The following is a 21,687-nucleotide window of genomic DNA, read 5'->3' as shown; positions in this document are numbered from 1 at the left end:
CGACTCTGGACATATAAAATCACGAATTTCGTACGATATTAAAACCGTATTATGAAAAAAGACCACCCCGGAAGGTTTGGTCTGTTTATGTGCTGTGATGCTGTAGACTTATAGACGCCCAAAATCAATAGCAAACTTGGCGTAGCCTTCTATGGTTAATCCTTCATAAAGCAGCTCGGAATAGGCTTGGGCGGCCTCCGTGGCTTGCGGAGAGGTCAGAAACGTCACATGTGGACGCCCCACCCATGGGACAAGGGACCAGTGACCATCTGCTTTTGGCGTCAATGTCTTCATTTGCCGCACATATTCGGTCAGCACGTGCCGATTTTCATCCGGTGAAGCAAGTACGATTCGTTCTCCACCCGGATTAACGAGCGCAGAGGAGAACGCGCGATAGTTGTTCGTGGCCACCAAATAGCTTCGCTGCATATCCATTGGCTCTCCTCCGAAAGACATATGAAGGATTCTGTGCGCATCCGGCTCCTTTAATTTCCCGGCAATATCATACCTGGCAGGCTGCGTTACATCAATTTGATACCTGATCCCGTCGATGATATCAAAATTAAAGCTCGGAAAATCAGCATCAATCAGCTCTTGCTCATGCTCTGCCAAAGGATCAATCTGCCGGAATTGTCCGGCAGACCACTCAAGCCATTCCCTGATTTCCGCTCCGGTCAACCGGACGACATGCAGCGTATTCGGGAAGTTATACAAATCTGCGATATGCTTGATCGCCAACATCCCTGCCGGAATATCAGTGTAGTACGAAGGTCCGTATCTGCCGCCCGTCTTAAATGGAGCCGCTGCCGACAGAACGGGTAAATCTTCATGCTCGCTCCCTTGCATCTGCTGCTTCACATACCAAATTTGCGCATCATTTACGAGTTGAATTGAAGCATCATCCATCACTTGGGCAAAGAAGCTGTTCACCGGCACCGTCGTCTGGCCTACAGGAGCGCGAATATATTCCAATGTTCCGGCGTGCTCCTCTGCTACCAACTGCTGAATTGCAGTATCCGGCTGCACCAGCGCCTTCTTCTGTACCGGATCATACACCGGGCGTACCTCGGCAGAAGATACAACCACCTCCCACTTTCCTTCCATAAGAGTAAGGTCGAGGTCAATAATACCCAGATGATCCCCCCAGAAGCCCGGCTCTACCGCCGGAATATCGTGGATGGTGCCTCGTTCCGTATCAACACCCGTTTTACCAACAAACAAAGGCCCGGGGAATACTTTATGCGCATGACCAAACAGAATGGCGTCAATTCCCTCCACCCTGCTTAGCGGCAGCACCGTATTTTCCATATATGGCGTTTCAGGAATATCCTCAAAGCCCGCATGGGGCATAGCAATGATCAGATCGGCTCCCTCAGCCTTCATTTGGGGAATAAACCGTCTTGCCGTTTCCAGCATATCCTTGACGATGATTTTTCCCTCCAGCCATGCCTTGTCCCATTGCATAATTTGTGGAGGCACAAAGCCGATTATCCCCACCTTTAAAAGATGCTTACCGCCTGCTTCATCCTCTACCGTTTTGTCCAGCAGCAGATATGGTGTGAAATAGTTTTGTTCATGTTCTCCCGCTACATAAATGTTGGCATTCATATAAGGAAATCGCGCTCCCCGAAGGCAGGTCTGCAAATATTCCAATCCATAGTTAAATTCATGATTACCGATATTTCCTGCCTCGTACCCTAAAAGATTCATTGCTTTGTAAGCAGGATGCACAGCACTGGAGTTCTGTTGAAGACGCTGCACAGCATAATCACCCATTGGATTTCCCTGAATGACATCCCCGTTATCCAGCAGAAGATGGTTGGACACCTCAGACCGGGCCGCTCGAATCAAGCTGGCGGTTTGTGCCAGACCATACTGCAACGTTTCCTCATCTGCAAAGTAATCATAATTCCACAAGCTGACATGTAGATCCGTCGTAACCATGATGCGAAATTTTACCCTCACCGGACGTGATGTTTCCAGATGTATCACTTCATTTGTATCCAATTCTGTTCTCTCCCCCAGCTTCGGTCATAGAGCTTGAACAAGTCTAGCAGACCACTGTTAAGAGAATGTTAAATGAATCAAAGCAGGTAACTATATGATAAATTTTACATTACTTTTACCAAAGTCAGGAGTGGTTTTAACCCTAGCCGTCGGACTAGCTGTTAAGATTTGCTTTGTCACAGAATTTACAGAGTTTTTATTTTTTTTCGTTTATTACTTCTTTATTACTATGTTTAGGGGGAAATTATTTTGTTCAAAAAAGCACTGACCTTGTGCATGACCTTCACACTGGCGGCAGGTCTGGCTGCTTGCAGCTCCAATGCAAGCAATAACAACAGCGCGTCCACTCCTGGCACAGATGGCACGAAAAGCGAAAGCACAGCCTATGTTCCTACAGAGTTAAAGGTACAGTTCGTTCCTTCCCAAAATGCAGATACGCTCGAAGCCAAAGCCAAGCCGCTCGAAAAGCTGCTGGGGGACAAGCTCGGAATTCCGGTGAAAGTAACGGTATCTCCTGACTACAACACGATTGTCGAAGCCATGTCTTCCAAACAGGTAGATGTAGGTTTCCTTCCACCAAACGCCTATGTGCTGGCACACGATAATCGCAAAGCAGCCGATTTGCTGCTGCAAGCCCAACGCTACGGCATTGATGATGCCACAGGCAAGGACACAACTGAAAAGGTAAACTTTTACAAATCAATGATCGTGGTGAAAAAAGATTCTCCGATTAAAAGCCTGGCTGATCTGAAGGGCAAAAAAATCGGCTGGCAAAATGTAACCTCCTCGGCAGGCTACGTATATCCCGCAGCCGAGCTAAAAAAAGCCGGCGTGGACCCGGATACGGATGTACAGGGTGTAACGATCAAAGGCCATGATGCCGCTATTCTGGCGCTGCTGAACGGTCAGGTTGATGCTGTAGCTGTTTTCCAGGATGCGCGCAACACGGTAAAGAAGGAAATTCCGGATGTATTTGAAAAAACACGCGTCATTCATTACACAGCAAAAATTCCGAATGACACGGTCAGCGTACGTTCCGATATGGATCAAGCGTGGAGAGACAAAATCAGCCAGGCCTTTATAGATATCGCCAAAGACCCGAAGGGCGGCGAAATCATTAAGGAAATCTACACACACGTAGGTTATGAAAAGGGCGACGATAAAAACTTCGACGCTGTACGTGAATATGCCGAAGCCGTCGGCCAAGCGGTTAAGTAACAGGAGCAAACTCGCAATTGTAATGAAGCAGCAGCTACGAAACAGGCATTACGAATGACAGGGCAGCACCGTCCATGTATTCATGGCGGTGTTGTTTTCATTCCACCCCATCGGGGGAGAAAGTTGGGAGCAAATGATCGAATTCCGCAACGTATCGAAAACGTACCCAAACGGCACCAAAGGGTTGAACAATATTAATCTGACGATTAAAGAGGGGGAAATGATCGTTATTGTCGGCTTGTCCGGTGCAGGCAAGTCCACCCTGCTGCGTTCCATTAACCGATTGCATGACATTACCTCCGGCGACATTGTCGTAGGCGGCAGGTCTGTTACGTCTGCCGGAAGCAGCGAGCTGCGGCGCATTCGTCGCGATATCGGCATGATCTTTCAAAGCTTCAATCTGGTTAAGCGGTCGACCGTGCTCCGCAATGTACTTTCCGGTCGTGTCGGCTATCATTCGACGCTCAGAACTGTTCTCGGCCTTTTTCCGAAGGAGGATGTGGAGCTGGCGCTGACGGCACTGGAACGCGTGAACATCCGCGAAAAAGCCTACAGCCGGGCCGATGAGCTGTCCGGTGGCCAACAGCAGCGTGTATCCATCGCCCGCGCGCTGGCGCAGGAGGCCAAGATTATACTGGCGGACGAGCCTGTCGCATCGCTTGATCCGCTGACCACCCGCCAGGTCATGGACGATCTCCAGCGGATCAATCGTGAAATGCAGATTACGACCATCGTCAATCTGCATTTCATTGACCTGGCGCGCGAATATGCGACGCGGATTATCGGGCTGCGCGCCGGTGCGGTTGTCTTTGACGGCACGCCGGAGGAAGCAACAGATGAGGCCTTTGCGGAGATCTACGGCCGGGCCATCAAGCATGATGAACTACTGGGAGTGGGATCATGAAGCCCGACTCTACGGCCCAGCCACTCTCTTCGACGCCGCCGTCGCCACATATCGGACCACCGCAGCCCGGCAAGTCGCCCACCGGACCACCCTTGCCGGGGCGTTACAAGCGTTATGCCACCTGGATGATTTTTATCGTAGTGCTGGTAGCCTGCTCCATTCATACGAATGCCACGCCTTACCAGTTGATCGTTGGCTTGCCCGAAATGGGCAAGCTGCTGCGCGAAATGTTTCCGCCTGACTGGAGCTACCTGCCTACCATCTGGAAGCCGATGCTGGAAACGATCCAGATTGCCATTGTTGGCACGACACTGGGAGCCATACTGGCGATCCCTGTCGCGTTGCTATGTGCCTACAATGTGATGCCGCGCAAGCTGATTTCACTGCCGATGCGTACGATCCTGAATCTGGTGCGGACGATTCCAGATTTGCTGTTCGCCTCCATCTTTGTGGCGGTGTTCGGCATCGGACCTTTTGCAGGGATGCTCGCCCTGCTTTTCTTCTCCTTCGGCATCATAGCCAAGCTGACGTTCGAAGCGATTGAAGCGATTGATCCCGGGCCGCTGGAGGCTATGACTGCCGTCGGTGCAAGCCGCATTCAGGTCATTGCCTTCGGTGTTGTGCCGCAGGCGCTGCCTTATTTTGTGTCGTACTTGCTGTACACCTTTGAGGTTAATGTGCGTGCGGCTTCCGTGCTGGGCCTGGTCGGCGCTGGCGGTATCGGTCTGCTGCTTGACCGTTCCCTCGGGCTGTTCCGATATGACCGGGCAAGCATCATTATTCTACTGACCCTCGTCATCGTCCTTGCGATTGATTACGGCAGTAACCTGCTACGGAGGAAATTATTATGAATGATCCTACGCTTCGCAGACCTGTTGGCTCCCGCCTGCGCCTATGGGCGATAGCTATTCTGCTAATCATTATTTATATTTGGGCTTTTCGCGGGATGCAGTTTGAAGGATTACAGGGAACGGCCAAAAGTGTCTCTGTCGCTATATTGGACGGCTTTCTCCATCCCGACTGGTCATTCGTCTACATCCCTGAAGGAGAGGATTTATTGCGCGGGCTGCTGGATACGCTGGTCATTTCAATTCTCGGAACCTTCGTATCCGCGTTTGTCTGTCTTCCGTTCGCCTTTTGGGCGTCCAGCAATATGACCCGATTGCGTCCCCTATCAGGCAGCGGGAAATTTGTACTTAGTGTCATCCGGGTATTTCCCGAAATGATCGTCGCCATTCTGTTTATTAAAGCCGTTGGACCCGGCTCGTTTGCCGGGGTGCTTGCCCTTGGTATTCACTCGATCGGCATGCTGGCGAAGCTATTCTCGGAAACGATCGAAAACGTCGATCATGGGCCGCAGGAAGCCTTGGTCGCGTGTGGCGCCAATCGTCTGCAGGTGATTTTCTTCGCCGTACTGCCGCAGGTGATCCCACAGTTTCTTTCCTATTCGCTTTATCGTTTTGAAATTAATATCCGCTCCGCCACCACACTCGGTCTGGTCGGTGCAGGCGGTATTGGTACTCCGCTGCTGTTTGCACTCCAAATGCGAAACTGGAACCGCGTAGGCGTTATTTTACTGGGCATTGTGGTCCTGATCATTTTGACGGATCTGATTTCCGGCTGGCTGCGCAAACGGATCGTATAGTCTTTTTATTTATATAATTTATAAGCTAGAAGCCCAATAAAGCCTCTTCTGTGTAAAAGGGAAGTGTCCCACTCCCATTCACACAGAAGGAGGCTTTTCCTATTCAACAAATCCTCGCCAGCTCATCCATCACCCGCCTAATCTCCTCAGCTGTATTGTAAAAATGCGGAGCTACACGGATGACATCCTTTCGTGCCGAAACGATCATATTTTGGCTTCTCAAACGCATCTCCACAGCCGTTACGTCTGCTACTTCAACAGCGAGCAGGCTTGGTAATGTGCCTCCCCTGTAAGGTATACGTATGTTCAGTCCTTTGCGACTTCCATACGCAACGGAAAACTCCAACAATTCACTCATATATGCCTGAATATTCGTGACCCCGATCTCCAGCAGCAGCTTTAAGGCCGCATTCGCGGCAAAAATGCTGATGAACGAAGGCAATCCCGACTCGAAGCGTCGGGTTCCCACCGCCGGAACCGGGTGAGCAATATCAAACCGGGAAGCAAGCTCCTGTCCTAGCCAGCCCGTAAGTCGAGGCTTGAAGCGGTCTATTCGATCCTTGCTTACATACAGAAAAGCCACTCCTGGTATTCCCAACATATATTTACGTGCTCCAGTCACCAGAATATCTATGCCCATTGCCTTTACATCCACCGGAATGACCCCCGCTGACTGATAGGCATCCACAAACAGCAGCGCCTGATTTTGATGAGCTATAGCTGCAATGGATTTTAGATCCTGCTGAAATCCATTGGTATAATTCACATGGGATGCTATAACGAGTGCAGTTTTTTCCGTAATATGCTCCTTATACTGCTCTATCGTAACCTCTCCTTCGATGGAGGGGATACAACGGATGTGATCACGGAACAACTCCTGTGCTTGCCAAATGTGTCCCACCGTCGGAAAGTCGGTGTCCGCATATACAATGCCTTCTTTTCCCGGTACATAAGGAAGTGCAGTCGCCACCCCGGCAATGGCCTCAGAGGCTGAGGACAGCACTGCAATTTCGTCAGGCTCCGCCCCGATTAGCTTGGCAAAATGCGCTCTGGCTTCCTCCAAGCGTGCCATAGACAATTCGCCGTTATTGCCATATTGCAGCAAGCTTCGATGGTACTCCTCAATTGCAGCAGAAACTTGCCTCGATACAGCCCCTTGGGAACAGCTCCCAACATGGATATGTGAGGACAGCACCGGAAACAGCTGACGGTAGGACTGAAACGGATGTTTCATATTCCCTTCGCTCCTCCTGGGCACAGCAACGTGCCTTGATATGATCATTTTATTATCCATAGAAGCCGGCTTAGAACAAGAGCCTCCCTTCCATCTTCTCGTCGGTAATAAGACGATAGACACCAAGAGAGGCTCTATGGGCTCAAGCACATTCGCTTGTTACGTTTTTCCTAAAGTACAATCATGCAATCATTCCACTGAAAGAGCACAGGACCAAAATTAATGTCCGCGCTTGCGCCCAAACCAGCTTTTAAGTACCAAGGTAGCGAGAGCCAGAAGCAGCAGCAACGAAGCCACGGCAAAGGATGCCGAAAATTGATATTCGTTATACAAAATCTCCACATGCAGCGGCAGTGTGTTCGTCTCTCCCCGGATATGTCCGGAGACGACGGACACCGCGCCGAATTCCCCCATGGCTCTCGCATTACATAAAATGATGCCATAGAGCAGACCCCATTTGATATTCGGCAGCGTCACTTTCCAAAAAATACGCCAGCCGCGAGCGCCCAGCATAACAGCCGCTTCTTCCTCCTGCTGTCCCTGATCCTCCATCATGGGAATGAGTTCGCGCGCCACAAACGGAAAGGTGATGAACAGCGTTGCCAAAATAATGCCCGGCAAGGCAAATATTATTTTAATATCATGCTCATCCAGCCACGGCCCAAGCCAGCCTTGTGCGCCAAACACCAGCACATACATCAATCCGCCGACGACAGGTGAGATCGCGAAGGGTAAATCAATCAAGGTGACCAGCAAGCCTTTGCCGCGAAATTGAAATTTTGTGATCAGCCAAGCGGCGGCTACGCCAAATACCGTATTCAGCGGCACCGTTATGGCTGCCACCAGCAGCGTCAGCTGTAACGCGGACATCGCGTCCGGGTCCCGCAACGCTTCGATGTATACACTCCAGCCCTGCTTGAGTGCTTCGGTAAGCACGACGATCAGCGGCAATACCAGCACCCATAGCAAAGCAAGAAAAGCAGCACCAATCAGCGTCCACTTTACCCAGGGTGCCTCGCTTGTAACCCTGTGGGGCGGTGCAGATGAAGGTACTGGTGCATGAGCAAGCCCCTGCCCCGTTATCGCTTGTGACATGATCATGTCCCTCCTTAGAACGCGGCTGTACCGCTGCCCTACATTAATTATATGGCACGACGCCGTGACCAGCGTTGAATGCTGTTAATCACAAATAACAGCAAGAACGAAATTACCAGCAGCATCATCGCTACTGCCGTTGCTCCTGCATAGTCATTTTGCTCCAGCTTGGACATAATGAGCAGCGGAGCAATCTCGGTTTTCATCGGCATATTGCCGGAGATGAAGACAACAGAACCGTACTCGCCAATGCCCCGGGCAAATGCGAGTGCAAAGCCCGTTAGCAGCGGCGGAATCAACTCCGGCAAAATCACGCTGCGGAAGGTACGCCATCTGCCCGCTCCCAGCGTTGCAGCAACCTCTTCCTCGTCCTTGTCCATCTCCTCCAGTACTGGCTGCACCGTCCGCACGACAAACGGGATGCCGATAAACATCAGCGCAAGTGTAATGCCCGTCTGCGAATACGCCATCTTCCAGCCCAACGGTTCGAACAACGAACCGATCCAACCATTTGGCGCATATAGAGCGGTCAAAGCAACACCCGCAACCGCAGTAGGCAAAGCAAAGGGCAGATCAATGACCGCATCGAAAATCCGTTTTCCCGGAAACTCATACCGCACCAATACCCAGGCTATCAATAAGCCGAGAAACAGGTCGATCAAAGCCGCTGCCGCGGCACACAGAAAGCTGACCTTGTAGGAAGCCAGCACCCTCACATCCGTTGCCACGTCCCAAAATTTCTCCCACGTCAGTCCGGTTGAGTTCAGGAGCAGCGCCGATAAAGGCAGCAGCACCACCAAACTAAGGTACAGCACACTATAACCCATCGTTAACCCGAATCCGGGAAGTACGCGTTTTCGGGTGGCTTGCACTTGACTCATGTTCTGTCCATCCCTCTCTGAAATCCTTTCACTCTAAACGCTTGCGTATTACCGATCCTCTCCGACTTGACAGACGACTTATTTATCAACTGCCGGGTACATAAATCTGGTCAAAAATACCCTTATCACTAAAATGCTTCTGCTGCGTTTCCTTCCACGTTCCAAAAACATCCTTCAAGGTTACGAGCTCCATATCCGGAAATTGATTCTTGAATTTCGCCTTTACGCTATCCAGCGTTGGACGGTAATAGTTCTTGGCTGCAATGGTCTGCCCTTCTTCACTGTACAAATATTTCAGGTACGCGTCCGCTACCTCACGTGTGCCTTTTTTATCTACAACCTTATCGACGATCGCCACCGGAGGCTCAGCCAAAATACTGATCGACGGGTACACGATATCAAACTTATCCGCACCCAGCTCCTTCACAGAGAGCAATGCTTCATTTTCCCAAGCAATCAGCACATCGCCAATTCCACGCTCCACAAAGGTCGTAGTCGCCCCGCGCGCTCCGCTATCCAGTACCGGTACGTGCTTGTATAGCTCCTGTACAAACTGCTGAGCTTTTGCTTCATCGTTATTGTTTTTCTTGAGCGCATAGGCCCAAGCCGCAAGATAGTTCCAACGGGCTCCACCCGAAGTTTTAGGATTTGGTGTGATGACCTGCACATCACCACGGATTAAATCATCCCAGTCCTTGATCCCTTTCGGATTGCCTTTGCGCACTAACAGCACGATGGTTGAAGTGTATGGAGAGCTGTTATGCTCATATTTATTTTGCCATCCCTCTTTAATAAGTCCTTTTTCCTGTAGCGCATCAATATCATAGCCCAGGGCCAGAGTGACCACATCCGCATCCAGTCCATCCTGCACAGAGCGACTTTGCTTGCCAGATCCCCCATGGGACTGCTTGATCGTCACCTTCTGCCCTTTCTCCTTTTCCCAATGCGCGGCAAACGCTTTATTATATGCCTCATACAGCTCACGGGTAGGGTCATAAGAAACGTTAAGCAACTCGACATCCTTGGAGCCGGAAGCTGAGCTCCCCTCCTTACTTGCCCCGCAAGCACTTAGCATAATCGTTAAAACCAAAGATAGTCCGAGAATAAGTCCAATTTTCCATTTACTCTTCATCAAGACACCCCTAATTCTATGTATTTTGTGAAAACACATTCATTTACGCCTGTTATTTACAGACCTATTCAGAAAAATAGCGGAGAATTCCCTGATGCAGCCCTGATAGGTCAAACCTGTCGCGTGGACAGTGTCTGCCTGCTGTTCCTAGAGGTTCTCCGCCACAATGGCGTGATCATAATGACCATACTTTAATACTTTAAATCTTTAATTCCTACCTGTTTAATGAGTTATACGAATATAATACGAGTGTTTATGAACAATGTCAAACTTTTTTTTGGCATGGGCTATCTGTGTTTTGTTTGCTTCAAAGAGAGAGGACAGCCAGAAACATGAAAGTATGTTTCCGACTGCTTAGGGGTTATTTTCACACGCGGAGTATTGCTTAGTTGGCCACGGTTTCAAGATTAATCGAAAAAACTCCAAAAAGCTTCGGATTGTCGGTGTCTCTTCTTAACCACAGCTCACCCGAGCCAACCATAACTCCTTGGTAATTGACAAACAAATCATCCGTCTTTTGGTTCACCAGCGCTTCACGAATCGCATCCGTAAAAATCTGATCATACTTGGCAATAAAGTCTTTCTTATTCGGAATCGTTAGCGATTTCTCGCTATCATTGACACGCAAAGGGTAAAAAATATAATTGGCCACCTTCTCTTTGTCATTGTCGGCAACAGCCTTTTGTAACGCTTTGAACGTGTTCAAAAACGCTTTAGGGTCTTGAATGCCTGCTACCTCAAAAGGATTTTGAGATGGATTGGAGGGTGTCGGGGAAGAAACTGCATCCGATGAAGCAGCCGGGACCGAAGGAGTGGACTTTTGCGCGTCATTGCTGCTGTTTTCTGCATTCCCACTCTCTTTGGCTGCTTTGTCATTTTGGGCTGAACCGCTACGATTCGCATCGGCTCCGTTCTCAATCACGCTTGTACTGCTTCCGGTATTGTTGGTTTCAGCATTCTTATCCTGGCCGCAGCCAGCAAGAGCAACAAATGTAAGTGTAAGTAAAACGGCTGTGAGCGACAGCCTACGTGACAGCTTTTGATTACCGAATTCATGGTTTTTGGGCACAACGGGTCATCCTTTCTGCTTCTGCTTTCTGCTCTGACCTATTCTGTTCATTAAGCCTTCAACCGTTCTATTGTAACATAGTAGGCTAATGACCGCATGTCGTGCCCATTCTGGAAGGAGCTTACTGTGTAATATATGCGAAAGTTTTAACGGTTCCTTGCGATCCATCGTCTGTGCTTACGTTCAAGATCAACTTATTCGAGGAGTCGCTTCCCGCTTCTGCCTGCCCCTCCTGCTTTACAAACAACAGATCATGGCGTTCTCCCGGCTGTAACGTTCGTTTAGTAAATCCGCTCGTTGTACTTTCCAAGTCTGATCCATTCGAACTGGTGAGGCTGTATTGTATGGGTTGCTTTCCTGTATTTTTGATGCTGATGTACAGCTTGCGCCCCTCTTCAAATTTAAAGTCCGTTTGTCCTTGTCCTCCAAAGTGCATTCTTTGATCTTGTACGATACGCTTGGCTGCGTCTCCCTGCTTACTCTGCGCGCTAAGCGGAGCTGCTGGGTGCGTCACATACGACGTTGATGTTGATGTAGTATTCGTGGTATGGTTACTGGCAAAAGTCGCATAACCTACGATCACCCCCGCAACGCCTATCCAAACCCATTTTTCCACCATTTTATGCCCTCCTTCACAAAACAAAAGCCGAACTCATATCTATTATGAGTCCAGCTGCCATATTTTCCAAACCGGATCAAAAGCATCCTCCGTTCATGTTCTCCTACTACACCAATGGCCCATGCCCGCTTTCATTTACTCAATTCTGAATTAGTCCATGCCAGTAAATATCCCAAGAGCTTTCCAGACGCGGATCAAAATCGGCGGTTCCGTTATACACAAGCTCTACCAGCATGCCTTCGATTAAATTCATATAAGCTGTTGCGGCAGATCGGGCTGGAACACGCAGCTTTACCGACGTTTCGGCCGCAATTCGCTCACACACCAAATTTGTCTTATGCTGGACATAGCGTATAACCATGGCCTGAATTTGGGCCTCCAGATTGGACGGTATCAGAAAGCCGACATACAAAATCAAACGCAAATTCATGGCGCTCCCATAACGGTCCTTGAATTCGGCGATGAGCCCCCGCAGAACAGCTTCAAGCGGCTGCTCAGATTGCTCATGAAAATAACGATCCAACTCCAGAATTTCCTGCTTCACCGCATCAGAAAATATATCCAAGAACAAATCATCTTTGCTTTTAAAATGGTTGTAAATAGACTGCTTCTTTATCCCTACCTCATCTGCAATCAATTGCAGAGAAGCGGCATCGTATCCCTTTCTCGCAAATTGATGCAAACCAGCCGTTTTTTCTCTGATCACATTTCGACCTAAAAAATGAAAAAAGCCGGAGCCCCTTTGAATTATGGGGACACCGGCTCTTGTGCTTATTCTGTCACCGTTCCGTAGATCAGCACTGGCGCTTCCGCTTGATCCGCAATCCGGATGTTCGCGTAGATTTTCTCCAGCACCTGGGCTACGTCTTCACGGTTCGCATGGATGGTAGCCAGCGAGTCGCCTTTTTTAACCGCATCGCCGACCTTTTTGTTCAGCATCAGGCCGACAGCCAGATCAATCTCGGATTCTTTGGTCGCACGTCCTGCTCCAAGCAGCATCGCAGCCGTACCGATTTCGTCCGCTACGATCTCGGCCACCACACCATCCTGCTTCGCAGGTACTTCAATGAGATACTGTGCCTGCGGCAAGCGTTCAGGATGATCCACTACAGAAGCATCACCGCCCTGATTGGCAATAAACTCCTTGAATTTCTCCAGTGCTTTACCGTTGCGAATAACTTCTTTGAGCTTTGCTTCCGCGTCTTCGAGGGAATCTGCTTTCCCGGCCAAAAATACCATTTGGCTGCCCAAGGCCATACACAGCTCCTCCAGATCTTTGGGTCCTTCACCGCGCAGTGTATCAATCGCTTCTTTGACTTCCAGCGAGTTGCCAATGGCCAGACCCAGCGGTTGGCTCATATCAGAAATAACCGCCATCGTTTTGCGACCGACATTATTCCCGATGCTTACCATCGCATGTGCCAGCTCTCTGGCATCGTCTACCGTTTTCATGAATGCCCCTGCACCTGTCTTGACATCCAATACGATGGCATCGGAGCCGGCTGCGATTTTTTTACTCATAATCGAACTGGCAATGAGCGGAATCGAGTTTACCGTTGCTGTAACGTCACGCAAGGCATACAGCTTTTTGTCCGCAGGCGTCAGGTTGCCGCTTTGTCCGACCACAGCAATTTTACTGCGGTTCACCAGCTCCACAAATTCATCCTTGCTGATTTCTACGTGGAAGCCGGCGATAGCCTCCAGCTTGTCAATCGTTCCCCCGGTATGTCCGAGGCCGCGACCTGACATTTTTGCCACCGGAATGTCCAAGGCCGCTACGAGCGGGGCCAGTACCAGCGTTGTCGTATCGCCCACACCACCAGTCGAGTGCTTATCGACCTTGACTCCTTCAATCGCGGACAGATCAATCGTATCACCCGAATGAACCATCGCCATGGTCAGATCTGCGCGTTCCCGTTCGGTCATATCTTGGAAGAAAATGGACATCGCCAATGCACTGACCTGATAGTCAGGAATTTCACCCTGAGTGTAGCCTTGGATAATAAAATTAATTTCCTCCGTACTCAGTTCTTTTCCGTCACGTTTTTTTGCGATCAAGTCTACCATTCTCATATGTCATTTCTCCTCACTGTGCGTATGATCGCTTACAGGGATACTGCTGTATCCAGTGCAACTTCCATCATTTCTTTAAAGGTGGTTTGCCGTTCTTCCGCCGTTGTTTCTTCACCTGTCAGCAAATGATCGCTTACCGTCAAAATTGTCAGCGCGTTAACGCCAAATTTGGCTGCCAGCGTATACAAAGCCGAAGTCTCCATTTCGACACCCAGCACGCCGTATTCCATCAGCTTTTGCACCACTGATTTGTCATCACGATAAAAGCTGTCCGAACTGAATACGTTGCCGACATGCATGTTCAAGCCTTTGGCAACACCGCGATCATAAGCGCCCTTTAAAAGAGGGAAGCTGGCAATCGGCGAATAGTCGTAGCCGCCAAAGATATGACGGTTCATGCCAGAATCCGTACACGAAGCCTGTGCCAAAATCACGTCACGAACATGCACATGCTCCTTCATCCCGCCGCATGTACCTACACGGAACAAGTTTTTTACACCGTACTCGCTGATCAGCTCATTGACATAAATACTGATCGAAGGCAGTCCCATTCCGGTTCCCTGTACAGACAGGCGTTTGCCTTGATACGTTCCCGTAAATCCGAGCATTCCGCGTACCTCGTTGTAACAGGTCACGTCCTCCAGATACGTTTCAGCGATAAACTTCGCCCGCAGCGGGTCTCCTGGCAGCAAAATCGTTTCTGCAATTTCTCCTGGCTTAGCTCCAATGTGTACACTCATTTTTCTATTCCTCCGTCCCATTTTTCCGTGCTTGTATCGTTACTGAAGTTCTGCCAAAAAGCTTGTTCCGTGTTCTGGCAGTTTTACACCAAAGTTATCCGCTACCGTTGCTCCAATATCCGCAAACGTTTTACGAACTGCCAGTTCCTTGCCTCCGGCTGTAAAACGTGGGGAATACACCAACAATGGCACATATTCACGAGTATGATCCGTTCCCCGGTACGTTGGGTCATTCCCGTGGTCCGCAGTGATGATCAGCAGATCGTCATCCGTCATTTTGGCGAATACCTCCGGCAGGCGTGCATCGTAATCGTCCAGGGCTTGACCGTATCCCTGTGGATCACGGCGGTGACCGTATACAGCATCAAAGTCCACCAAATTCAGGAAGCTTAATCCGGTAAATTTCTCATCCAGCGTAGTGACCAGCTTATCCATGCCGTCCATATTGGATACGGTGCGTACCGCCTTCGTTACACCCTCACCGTCATAAATGTCGGAGATTTTCCCCAAAGCGATCACATCCAGGCCTGCATCCTTCAGCTCGTTCATCGTGGTGCGGCCAAACGGCTTGAGCGCATAATCATGGCGATTGGAGGTGCGGGAGAAGTTCCCCGGTTCGCCTACGAACGGACGTGCAATAATGCGGCCCAGCATGTACGGATCCTCCAGCGTGATTTTACGGCAGAATTCGCAAATCTCATAAAGCTCCTTCAGAGGTACAACTTCCTCGTGCGCAGCAATTTGCAACACCGAATCCGCCGAAGTATAGATGATAAGCGCTCCTGTCTTCACATGCTCTTCGCCCAGTTCATCAATGATTTCCGTTCCGCTGGCTGGCTTGTTGCCAATGACTTTGCGCCCTGTATGCTCCTCAATGCGCTGAATCAGCTCATCCGGGAACCCGTCGGGGAATACGCGGAACGGAACCGCAATATTCAAGCCCATGATCTCCCAATGCCCAGTCATCGTATCCTTGCCATTCGACGCTTCCTGCATTTTAGTGTAGTACGCGAGCGGCTTTTCAGCCGCCGGTATCCCTTCGATAGGACGAATGTTGGACAGACCAAGCTTACCCATATTCGGCATGTTCAGACCGCCGCGTTCGCGGGCGATATGACCAAGTGTATCTACATCGTAATCATCAAACTGGGCAGCATCCGGCGCTTCGCCGATGCCGACTGAGTCCAGCACGATCAAGTGAATCCGTTTGAATTTAGACATCATAAAAATCCTTTCCTAACTCGCTGTTTTTTTACAAAAACAACCCTGCGATCGTTGCCGAGAGCACGCTAACCAGCGTCGCTCCATACAACAGCTTCAGACCAAAGCGGGCCACCACATTTCCCTGCTTTTCATGCAGACCCTTCACTGCCCCGGAAATGATACCGATGGATGAGAAGTTTGCAAAGGATACGAGGAATACCGATACGATCCCGATTGTACGCTCAGACAGGCCTGTTTGCTTGGTCAGATCCAGCATGGCCACAAATTCGTTGGATACGAGCTTGGTAGCCATAATGCTGCCCGCCTGAACCGCCTCGCTCCATGGAATCCCCATGACAAAAGCGAACGGTGCAAACACATAACCAAGCAGCGCCTGAAAGCTGATTCCAAACACCCAGGTGAAAATGCCATTAACCATGGCAATCAGCGCCACAAATCCAATTAGCATCGCTGCTACAGTTATGGCGACTTTGAAGCCGTCCATAATGTACTCGCCGAGCATTTCGAAAAAGGACTGCTTTTCTTCCTCTTGAACCTCCAGCAAATCGTCTTCCTTTTCAATCTTGTACGGATTAATAATGGAAGCGATAATAAAACCGCCGAACAGGTTCAACACCAATGCAGTAACCACATATTTGGGGTTCAGCATTTGCATGTAAGCCCCCACAATCGACATGGATACAGTGGACATTGCAGATGCACACAACGTATACAGCCGATGTTTCGGCAGAAGACCAATTTGCTTCTTAACGGAAATAAACACCTCGGATTGACCCAAGATAGCTGAAGCTACAGCGTTGTAGGATTCCAGTTTACCCATTCCGTTTACTTTGCTCAAGACAAGTCCGATATATTTAATAATAAAAGGAAGCACTTTTATATATTGTAAAATCCCGATCAGCGCGGAAATGAATACAATCGGCAGCAGCACACCGATAAAGAACGGTGCCGCACCTTCATTGGCAATTCCGCCAAATACAAAGTTAATCCCTTCAGATGCATATCCCAAGAGACTATTGAACCCTGCTGCAAAGCCTTTGACTAGAAATTCGCCAATTCCTGTGTTCAGCAATACAAAAGCAAGCGCAGCCTGCAATACAACCATAACCGCCAGCGGACGATATCTGATTTTGCGCTTGTCACTGCTGGCGATGTAAGTCAGTCCAAATACAACGAGCAGCCCCACTATAGCGATGATATATTTCATTTAATTATCCCCCTTATTACATTAAGCGCTTACATTACCTATAAAAAGAACGCGCCCCCGAAAGAGGCATTCTTTTTTTATTTCCCCAAATCCGCGGGACGAAAAGCACCCGGCAGTAGTTTTTCCATCGTCCACTCTTCCGTGTTGCCATGAAGGTTAGTCAGATATATTTTGGTATCTACATGAGCAAATTCGGAAATGACCTGTCTACAGGCCCCGCATGGAGATACAGGTCCTGCTGTGTCTGCTGCAACCGCAATCGCATCAATTTTACGGCAGCCTTCGGATACCATTTTAAAAATCGCCGTCCGTTCTGCACAATTGCAGAGGCCGTAGGAGGCATTTTCCACATTACATCCGCGATAAATCGTGCCATCGCTACCGAGAACCGCTGCACCGACTTGAAAATTCGAATACGGAATATATGCCTGTTTTCGCGCCTCAAGCGCTTCCTGAATCAATTGATCCTTCACCCGCGAATCCCTCCATGACTTTAAAATAGAACTTAGTAGGAAGATGTAGACTGCTCGCCCTCGATGATTTTCACACCGGAGCTTGCACCGATCCGACTTGCGCCTGCTTCTACTAATTTTTGCACGTCTTCCAGACTGCGTACGCCGCCAGAAGCTTTAACACCAATCTCAGATCCTACTGTTTTACGCATCAAGGCTACGTCTTCCGCAGTAGCTCCACCTGTAGAGAAGCCTGTCGAGGTTTTCACAAAATTCGCTCCCGCTTTGACGGATAGCTCACATGCAAGTACCTTCTCTTCGTCAGTCAGCAGGCAAGTTTCGATGATGACTTTTACCAGTGTACCGGCTGCAGCTTCCACGACCGCACGAATATCCTGCTCCACAAGCTGCAGATCACGTGCCTTCAAAGCCCCGATATTAATAACCATATCCACCTCAGTCGCACCGTTAGCAATGGCATCCTTCGTTTCAAATGCTTTTGTTGCTGAAGTGCTTGCTCCCAGCGGGAAACCGATAACTGTACAGATGGCTACGCCTGTGCCTGCGAGTTGTTCTGCTGAATAGGCTACCCACGCTGGATTCACACATACGGAAGCAAACTGATATTTCTTCGCCTCAGTGATCAATTTCGTAATTTCATCCTTCGTCGCATCTGCACGCAACAATGTATGGTCAATTAATGCTGCAATGTTCATATCTAGAAGCTCCTTCATTTGATAAATAGTGTGAAGACCCTTTATTTCTGGTGATGGGATCATCATAGCACGGCTTTGAACATATGTAAAATACATTTTGAAATTATGTTCAAGCCTATGCATAGGACAGTCACCTACAGTTCACATTACCCTATAGGCGGACGCCAAAACCGTATGTTTACACGGAAGTGATGCACATGCTTATTGTAAAAGTGCTTGTGCCGTAAACTGATCCGTCACCAGAATATTCGCGTACTTGCCCCGCAATGATGCACGGATAGCCTCCACTTTGCGCTGTCCACCCGCTACAAGAATAGCCTTCTCCTTCTTGCGTAAATCCGGTAGATCAATTCCAACGGTACGGCTGTTGATTTCGTCACTGCATATATTGCCCTCATCGTCAAAAAAGCGCGAGCAAATGTCGCCCTTGCCGATTTTTTGCAGCAGCTTCTGTTCCTCCTGGTTAAAATACCCCAGTCTGAACAACAGCGCATCCTCCTTGACCGTTCCCACCGTAAACACGGCAATATTCGCCTGCTTGCCAAGTTCAATGATGCGCTGGATGTGCCGATCCTTCTCAACCATTTTCTTAACGGCATGACTATCAAAAATCACAGGAAGCGGTAAGTACCGTGCAATTGTGTGAAAGGCTTCCGCAAACAAATTCACCGTCTCAACAGCATATGTGTTGACATGCGAATGGCTCACGCCTCCTTTGAGCTGAACCACCTCAACTCCCTTAACCTGCTTTTGCTGGAGATGGAGTGCCACTGCATGCATCGTCGTGCCCCACGTTACCCCGATAATATCCGCATCCTGGACCGTTTCATGCAAATAATCGGCTGCCTTTTTGCTAATATGCTTCTTAATCTCCTGATATTCATTGACTGGCGAGTAGCAAACCAGCACGGTATCCAGCCCGTATTTCTTTTTGAGCTGCTCTCCAAGCGCATCCATATCCTCCATTGGATCAACAATACTGATCCTTACGTATCCCTGTTCCTTGGCAGCCTGAAGCAGCCGCGATACCGTAGGACGGGAAACCCCGAGTCTGACCGCGATATCCTGCTGGCTATAGTCGTTCAGATAGTATAACCTGGCTGCCTCGATACTTAATCGCTGCTTATCATGATCCATTCTACCTCAACCCGCTTATCATAAAATGTAGTCCCATCACCTGAGTCTCTCTTTTGGAAGATTTAACTGCCAGTTTGTGATATTCTGTGATTAACTGAAACAGTTTCACCACACCCTCAACTTTATAATTCCATGTGCCAAAACGCAATAGCTAACCCGTTTTACTGTCATTTCACAGCACCCTGTAGAAGACTTATCTGAATATGTAAGGAGAATGGCTATGTCTGAGTATATTGTGTGCAGTCTGGCGGACAAAAGGTTCGCTTTAAACTTTCTGGAAGTGGAAGAAGTCATGAACGTCAAGAAAGGGACACCGCTTCCCTTTTCCGAGGCATGGCATGAAGGAATGGTCACCATCCGTGACAACGTATTTACGATCCTCAATTTGCGAAAAAAGCTACTGCTTCCCGCTTCAAATGAGTCCTCCGAGGACAAAATGATTTTGCTCAGCCGGGCGAAGATTGCTCTAATTGTCGATCAGGTGGAGGATACAGCTTCTGCCGAGGACAGTCAGCTACAGAGCAATGAGGAAGAGTGGCAACGCGAGCTGTTTCCCACCGTGCTGGAGCATCATGGTACCTTCATTCCGGTGCTGGATATGGACGCTTTTCTCGCTTCCACCAAGACAAACTAAAAAAGCTTTAAAGCTTTCATGTAAAATACTCCCGAACCTTGAGTCAGCTTGCACTCATCGTTCGGGAGTATTTTCAATTATTGCAGCCCCTGTCCCTCTTTCATGTGAACCAGCGTGTTCAGCTGCTCCAGCAGCGTATTCCCTCCGGTCAGCGAAATGGTGCCAATCTTCTCGCAGATTTTTTCCAGAAACTCCAGCTCTTTGAGACGATAGAGAGTGGCGTTTTCGTCCATCAGCTTGGCCGTATTGAGCAAACTACGAGTAGAGGCCGTCTCTTCGCGGCGTGTGATAAGGTTGGCTTGCGCCTTCTTCTCTGCCAGCAGCACTGTATTCAGAATATCCTTGATATCCCCTGGCAAAATAATGTCCTTCACCCCAGCCGACGTAAAGGTCACTCCATATTCGCCGCTCTGCTCATTCAGTCGAGTCAAGACATATTGAGCGATTTCCTGCTTCATTTTCAACAAATCGTCCAGCTTCATGGCGCCAACGTATTCACGCAGCAGCAATTGAAGCATAATATACATTTGCTCCTCGAATGCCCGGAATTCCAATGCACGCAGCGGATCAATGATACGGTATTGACAAACGAAGTTAAGGCGCAGCGTAATTTTATCCTCTGTCATGATTTCCTGTCCCATCAAATCCATCTGCTGCTGGCGCATATCTATCGTTTTGATCTCTGTGTTCACCGTCGACATCCAAAAGTAATACTTGCCCGGCTTCAGCTCGCCTTGCAGGACGTTATCATAATACAGGAAGCCCAGCTCATAGCTGGCTACCTGAAGTGCCTTCCAGAAGCCTTTTGTCTTGGACAAAAAGGCTTGCCCCAATGCCTTATCAATCGCAGGCTGCCGGGTATCTGCATGGACAAAGCGATGCTCCTTGAGCACACTCCAAAACGCATATTTTCCTGCCGTCAGCAGCTCCACGAACTTATTGTCCTCATAATGCAGGACATATTCATGATCCTCAACCTCTACGACATTCAATTGCTCCAGCAATAGGGGATCGGTCAAAAACAGGCGAATATCATGGTCTGGTACAAAAAACGGTTCACCTACATTCAAAATCTCAACCGTCTCCTGCTGAAATGTCTTCAACAGGTAAGTCCCGGGCAGCAGCAGCTTGTGGTAGCTCCCTTTTTTGAACAGCAGTCCGCGTTCATCAGATTTAATGGTTATTTTCTTAAACATGGTATCACTCCTAGTATTTAAAATCCTCAACGTAAAAGAGTGCTTTTTTCTACGTGTGGCGGCTCCGCTGATTCGCACATTATAGTCAAAATACATTTTTAAAATGAGGATCTTCATTTTTATTCGTTGTAGCAGGGTTAGTGACCCTTGCAGAGCATCCCTCCGGGGTGAACGGCGGGGCCAAGCTTGAGGAAAAAGGAAGGTGCCGCCTGTCTCCGTGTTTCGAGGATGGGATTCATCAGCCCAACATCGACTGTGAATCCGTATCCCCGAAGCCGCGGGCCCTGTCGGCGCTTGCTCTTTCCGGTATCCGCTAGCCGCATAGCCATCGCCTCGGCATCTGTCATAGGGACCAGAAATGGGATGCTCTCATCCAGGTCTTTTCATTGTTTTTATTCGACCATTCGAATACTCTACCAGAAGTCGCTTGGAAGGCGATTGGGAATCGAACCCTAATGTTGGTGGATACACAAGATTTACAGGATACCTGGCCCGATGAGGGCA

General features: G+C 49.1%; 21 protein-coding genes. 5 read left to right on the top strand and 16 right to left on the bottom strand.

Annotated elements, in window-relative coordinates:
* Positions 1–108: 108 nt before the first annotated feature.
* Positions 109–2,007 carry a bifunctional 2',3'-cyclic-nucleotide 2'-phosphodiesterase/3'-nucleotidase gene (locus L693_RS0120245; protein WP_025719459.1) on the bottom strand — a complete coding sequence of 633 codons (1,899 nt, stop codon included), beginning with the start codon at positions 2,005–2,007 and terminating at the stop codon, positions 109–111.
* A 249-nt stretch (positions 2,008–2,256) separates the two neighbouring features.
* Here L693_RS0120245 and L693_RS0120240 point away from each other — a divergent pair, with 249 nt between their 5' ends.
* The 4 genes from L693_RS0120240 to phnE (L693_RS0120225) all read left to right on the top strand — a co-directional run bounded on the left by L693_RS0120240 (position 2,257) and on the right by phnE (L693_RS0120225) (position 5,774).
* Positions 2,257–3,225, top strand: a complete 969-nt coding sequence (locus L693_RS0120240) for a phosphate/phosphite/phosphonate ABC transporter substrate-binding protein (protein ID WP_025719457.1) — start codon at positions 2,257–2,259, stop codon at positions 3,223–3,225.
* 133 nt (positions 3,226–3,358) lie between these two features.
* Positions 3,359–4,129, top strand: a complete 771-nt coding sequence (phnC, locus tag L693_RS0120235) for a phosphonate ABC transporter ATP-binding protein (RefSeq protein ID WP_025719455.1) — start codon at positions 3,359–3,361, stop codon at positions 4,127–4,129.
* Positions 4,126–4,980, top strand: coding sequence for a phosphonate ABC transporter, permease protein PhnE (phnE, locus tag L693_RS0120230; protein ID WP_025719453.1), 855 nt, complete (start codon positions 4,126–4,128; stop codon positions 4,978–4,980). The genes phnC and phnE (L693_RS0120230) overlap by 4 nt, the downstream gene beginning before the upstream one ends.
* Complete coding sequence (gene phnE, locus L693_RS0120225; RefSeq protein WP_025719451.1) at positions 4,977–5,774, top strand: phosphonate ABC transporter, permease protein PhnE; 798 nt, start codon at positions 4,977–4,979, stop codon at positions 5,772–5,774. Before phnE (L693_RS0120230) ends, phnE (L693_RS0120225) begins: the two co-directional genes overlap by 4 nt.
* Before the next feature lie 103 nt (positions 5,775–5,877).
* Here phnE (L693_RS0120225) and L693_RS0120220 read toward each other — a convergent pair whose 3' ends face one another.
* The 14 genes from L693_RS0120220 to L693_RS0120155 form a co-directional block, all read right to left on the bottom strand.
* Positions 5,878–7,008 (bottom strand): aminotransferase class V-fold PLP-dependent enzyme, encoded by a 1,131-nt coding sequence (locus tag L693_RS0120220; RefSeq protein ID WP_025719450.1) that lies wholly within the window; start codon positions 7,006–7,008, stop codon positions 5,878–5,880.
* 219 nt (positions 7,009–7,227) lie between these two features.
* Complete coding sequence (gene cysW, locus L693_RS0120215; protein ID WP_025719449.1) at positions 7,228–8,103, bottom strand: sulfate ABC transporter permease subunit CysW; 876 nt, start codon at positions 8,101–8,103, stop codon at positions 7,228–7,230.
* A gap of 47 nt (positions 8,104–8,150) precedes the next feature.
* Positions 8,151–8,984 (bottom strand): sulfate ABC transporter permease subunit CysT, encoded by an 834-nt coding sequence (cysT, locus tag L693_RS0120210; RefSeq protein ID WP_025719447.1) that lies wholly within the window; start codon positions 8,982–8,984, stop codon positions 8,151–8,153.
* 85 nt (positions 8,985–9,069) lie between these two features.
* A complete protein-coding gene (locus tag L693_RS0120205) occupies positions 9,070–10,116 on the bottom strand; it encodes a sulfate ABC transporter substrate-binding protein (RefSeq protein WP_025719445.1) in 1,047 nt (348 codons plus the stop codon).
* Positions 10,117–10,501: 385 nt separating this feature from the next.
* Positions 10,502–11,185 (bottom strand): hypothetical protein, encoded by a 684-nt coding sequence (locus L693_RS0120200; RefSeq protein WP_025719443.1) that lies wholly within the window; start codon positions 11,183–11,185, stop codon positions 10,502–10,504.
* 121 nt (positions 11,186–11,306) lie between these two features.
* On the bottom strand, positions 11,307–11,804 hold the full coding sequence (locus L693_RS0120195; RefSeq protein ID WP_025719441.1) for a hypothetical protein: 498 nt from the start codon (positions 11,802–11,804) through the stop codon (positions 11,307–11,309).
* Positions 11,805–11,943: 139 nt separating this feature from the next.
* Complete coding sequence (locus L693_RS0120190; RefSeq protein WP_025719439.1) at positions 11,944–12,510, bottom strand: TetR/AcrR family transcriptional regulator; 567 nt, start codon at positions 12,508–12,510, stop codon at positions 11,944–11,946.
* A gap of 65 nt (positions 12,511–12,575) precedes the next feature.
* Positions 12,576–13,877 (bottom strand): pyrimidine-nucleoside phosphorylase, encoded by a 1,302-nt coding sequence (locus L693_RS0120185; protein WP_025719437.1) that lies wholly within the window; start codon positions 13,875–13,877, stop codon positions 12,576–12,578.
* A gap of 32 nt (positions 13,878–13,909) precedes the next feature.
* Positions 13,910–14,617 carry a purine-nucleoside phosphorylase gene (gene deoD, locus L693_RS0120180; protein WP_025719435.1) on the bottom strand — a complete coding sequence of 236 codons (708 nt, stop codon included), beginning with the start codon at positions 14,615–14,617 and terminating at the stop codon, positions 13,910–13,912.
* Positions 14,618–14,656: 39 nt separating this feature from the next.
* Positions 14,657–15,841: a phosphopentomutase gene (deoB, locus tag L693_RS0120175; protein WP_197030010.1), complete on the bottom strand. Its 1,185-nt coding sequence runs from the start codon at positions 15,839–15,841 to the stop codon at positions 14,657–14,659.
* Positions 15,842–15,869: 28 nt separating this feature from the next.
* Positions 15,870–17,048 (bottom strand): NupC/NupG family nucleoside CNT transporter, encoded by a 1,179-nt coding sequence (locus tag L693_RS0120170; RefSeq protein WP_025719432.1) that lies wholly within the window; start codon positions 17,046–17,048, stop codon positions 15,870–15,872.
* 77 nt (positions 17,049–17,125) lie between these two features.
* Complete coding sequence (locus tag L693_RS0120165) at positions 17,126–17,521, bottom strand: cytidine deaminase (protein ID WP_025719430.1); 396 nt, start codon at positions 17,519–17,521, stop codon at positions 17,126–17,128.
* 32 nt (positions 17,522–17,553) lie between these two features.
* On the bottom strand, positions 17,554–18,216 hold the full coding sequence (gene deoC / locus L693_RS0120160) for a deoxyribose-phosphate aldolase (protein WP_025719429.1): 663 nt from the start codon (positions 18,214–18,216) through the stop codon (positions 17,554–17,556).
* Positions 18,217–18,417: 201 nt separating this feature from the next.
* Positions 18,418–19,353 carry a sugar-binding transcriptional regulator gene (locus tag L693_RS0120155; protein ID WP_025719428.1) on the bottom strand — a complete coding sequence of 312 codons (936 nt, stop codon included), beginning with the start codon at positions 19,351–19,353 and terminating at the stop codon, positions 18,418–18,420.
* Between the two features lie 220 nt (positions 19,354–19,573).
* Here L693_RS0120155 and L693_RS0120150 point away from each other — a divergent pair, with 220 nt between their 5' ends.
* Complete coding sequence (locus L693_RS0120150; RefSeq protein ID WP_025719427.1) at positions 19,574–19,987, top strand: chemotaxis protein CheW; 414 nt, start codon at positions 19,574–19,576, stop codon at positions 19,985–19,987.
* A gap of 77 nt (positions 19,988–20,064) precedes the next feature.
* Here L693_RS0120150 and L693_RS0120140 read toward each other — a convergent pair whose 3' ends face one another.
* Positions 20,065–21,183: a slipin family protein gene (locus tag L693_RS0120140; RefSeq protein ID WP_025719426.1), complete on the bottom strand. Its 1,119-nt coding sequence runs from the start codon at positions 21,181–21,183 to the stop codon at positions 20,065–20,067.
* Positions 21,184–21,687: the final 504 nt, after the last annotated feature.

The sequence above is a fragment of the Paenibacillus sp. 1-18 genome, from assembly GCF_000520755.1.
Classification (GTDB): Bacteria; Bacillota; Bacilli; order Paenibacillales; family Paenibacillaceae; genus Paenibacillus; species Paenibacillus brasilensis.
This window is presented reverse-complemented; position numbering and strand designations above follow the sequence as displayed.

Excerpts from the sequence above, each read along its gene's own strand:
- phnC (WP_025719455.1), top strand. The coding sequence starts at position 3,359 with ATGATCGAATTCCGCAACGTATCGAAAACGTACCCAAACGGCACCAAA.
- phnE (WP_025719453.1), top strand. The coding sequence starts at position 4,126 with ATGAAGCCCGACTCTACGGCCCAGCCACTCTCTTCGACGCCGCCGTCG.
- phnE (WP_025719451.1), top strand. The coding sequence starts at position 4,977 with ATGAATGATCCTACGCTTCGCAGACCTGTTGGCTCCCGCCTGCGCCTA.
- L693_RS0120220 (WP_025719450.1), bottom strand. The coding sequence starts at position 7,008 with ATGAAACATCCGTTTCAGTCCTACCGTCAGCTGTTTCCGGTGCTGTCC.
- cysW (WP_025719449.1), bottom strand. The coding sequence starts at position 8,103 with ATGTCACAAGCGATAACGGGGCAGGGGCTTGCTCATGCACCAGTACCT.
- cysT (WP_025719447.1), bottom strand. The coding sequence starts at position 8,984 with ATGAGTCAAGTGCAAGCCACCCGAAAACGCGTACTTCCCGGATTCGGG.
- L693_RS0120205 (WP_025719445.1), bottom strand. The coding sequence starts at position 10,116 with ATGAAGAGTAAATGGAAAATTGGACTTATTCTCGGACTATCTTTGGTT.
- L693_RS0120195 (WP_025719441.1), bottom strand. The coding sequence starts at position 11,804 with ATGGTGGAAAAATGGGTTTGGATAGGCGTTGCGGGGGTGATCGTAGGT.
- L693_RS0120185 (WP_025719437.1), bottom strand. The coding sequence starts at position 13,877 with ATGAGAATGGTAGACTTGATCGCAAAAAAACGTGACGGAAAAGAACTG.
- deoD (WP_025719435.1), bottom strand. The coding sequence starts at position 14,617 with ATGAGTGTACACATTGGAGCTAAGCCAGGAGAAATTGCAGAAACGATT.
- deoB (WP_197030010.1), bottom strand. The coding sequence starts at position 15,841 with ATGATGTCTAAATTCAAACGGATTCACTTGATCGTGCTGGACTCAGTC.
- L693_RS0120170 (WP_025719432.1), bottom strand. The coding sequence starts at position 17,048 with ATGAAATATATCATCGCTATAGTGGGGCTGCTCGTTGTATTTGGACTG.
- deoC (WP_025719429.1), bottom strand. The coding sequence starts at position 18,216 with ATGAACATTGCAGCATTAATTGACCATACATTGTTGCGTGCAGATGCG.
- L693_RS0120155 (WP_025719428.1), bottom strand. The coding sequence starts at position 19,353 with ATGGATCATGATAAGCAGCGATTAAGTATCGAGGCAGCCAGGTTATAC.
- L693_RS0120150 (WP_025719427.1), top strand. The coding sequence starts at position 19,574 with ATGTCTGAGTATATTGTGTGCAGTCTGGCGGACAAAAGGTTCGCTTTA.
- L693_RS0120140 (WP_025719426.1), bottom strand. The coding sequence starts at position 21,183 with ATGTTTAAGAAAATAACCATTAAATCTGATGAACGCGGACTGCTGTTC.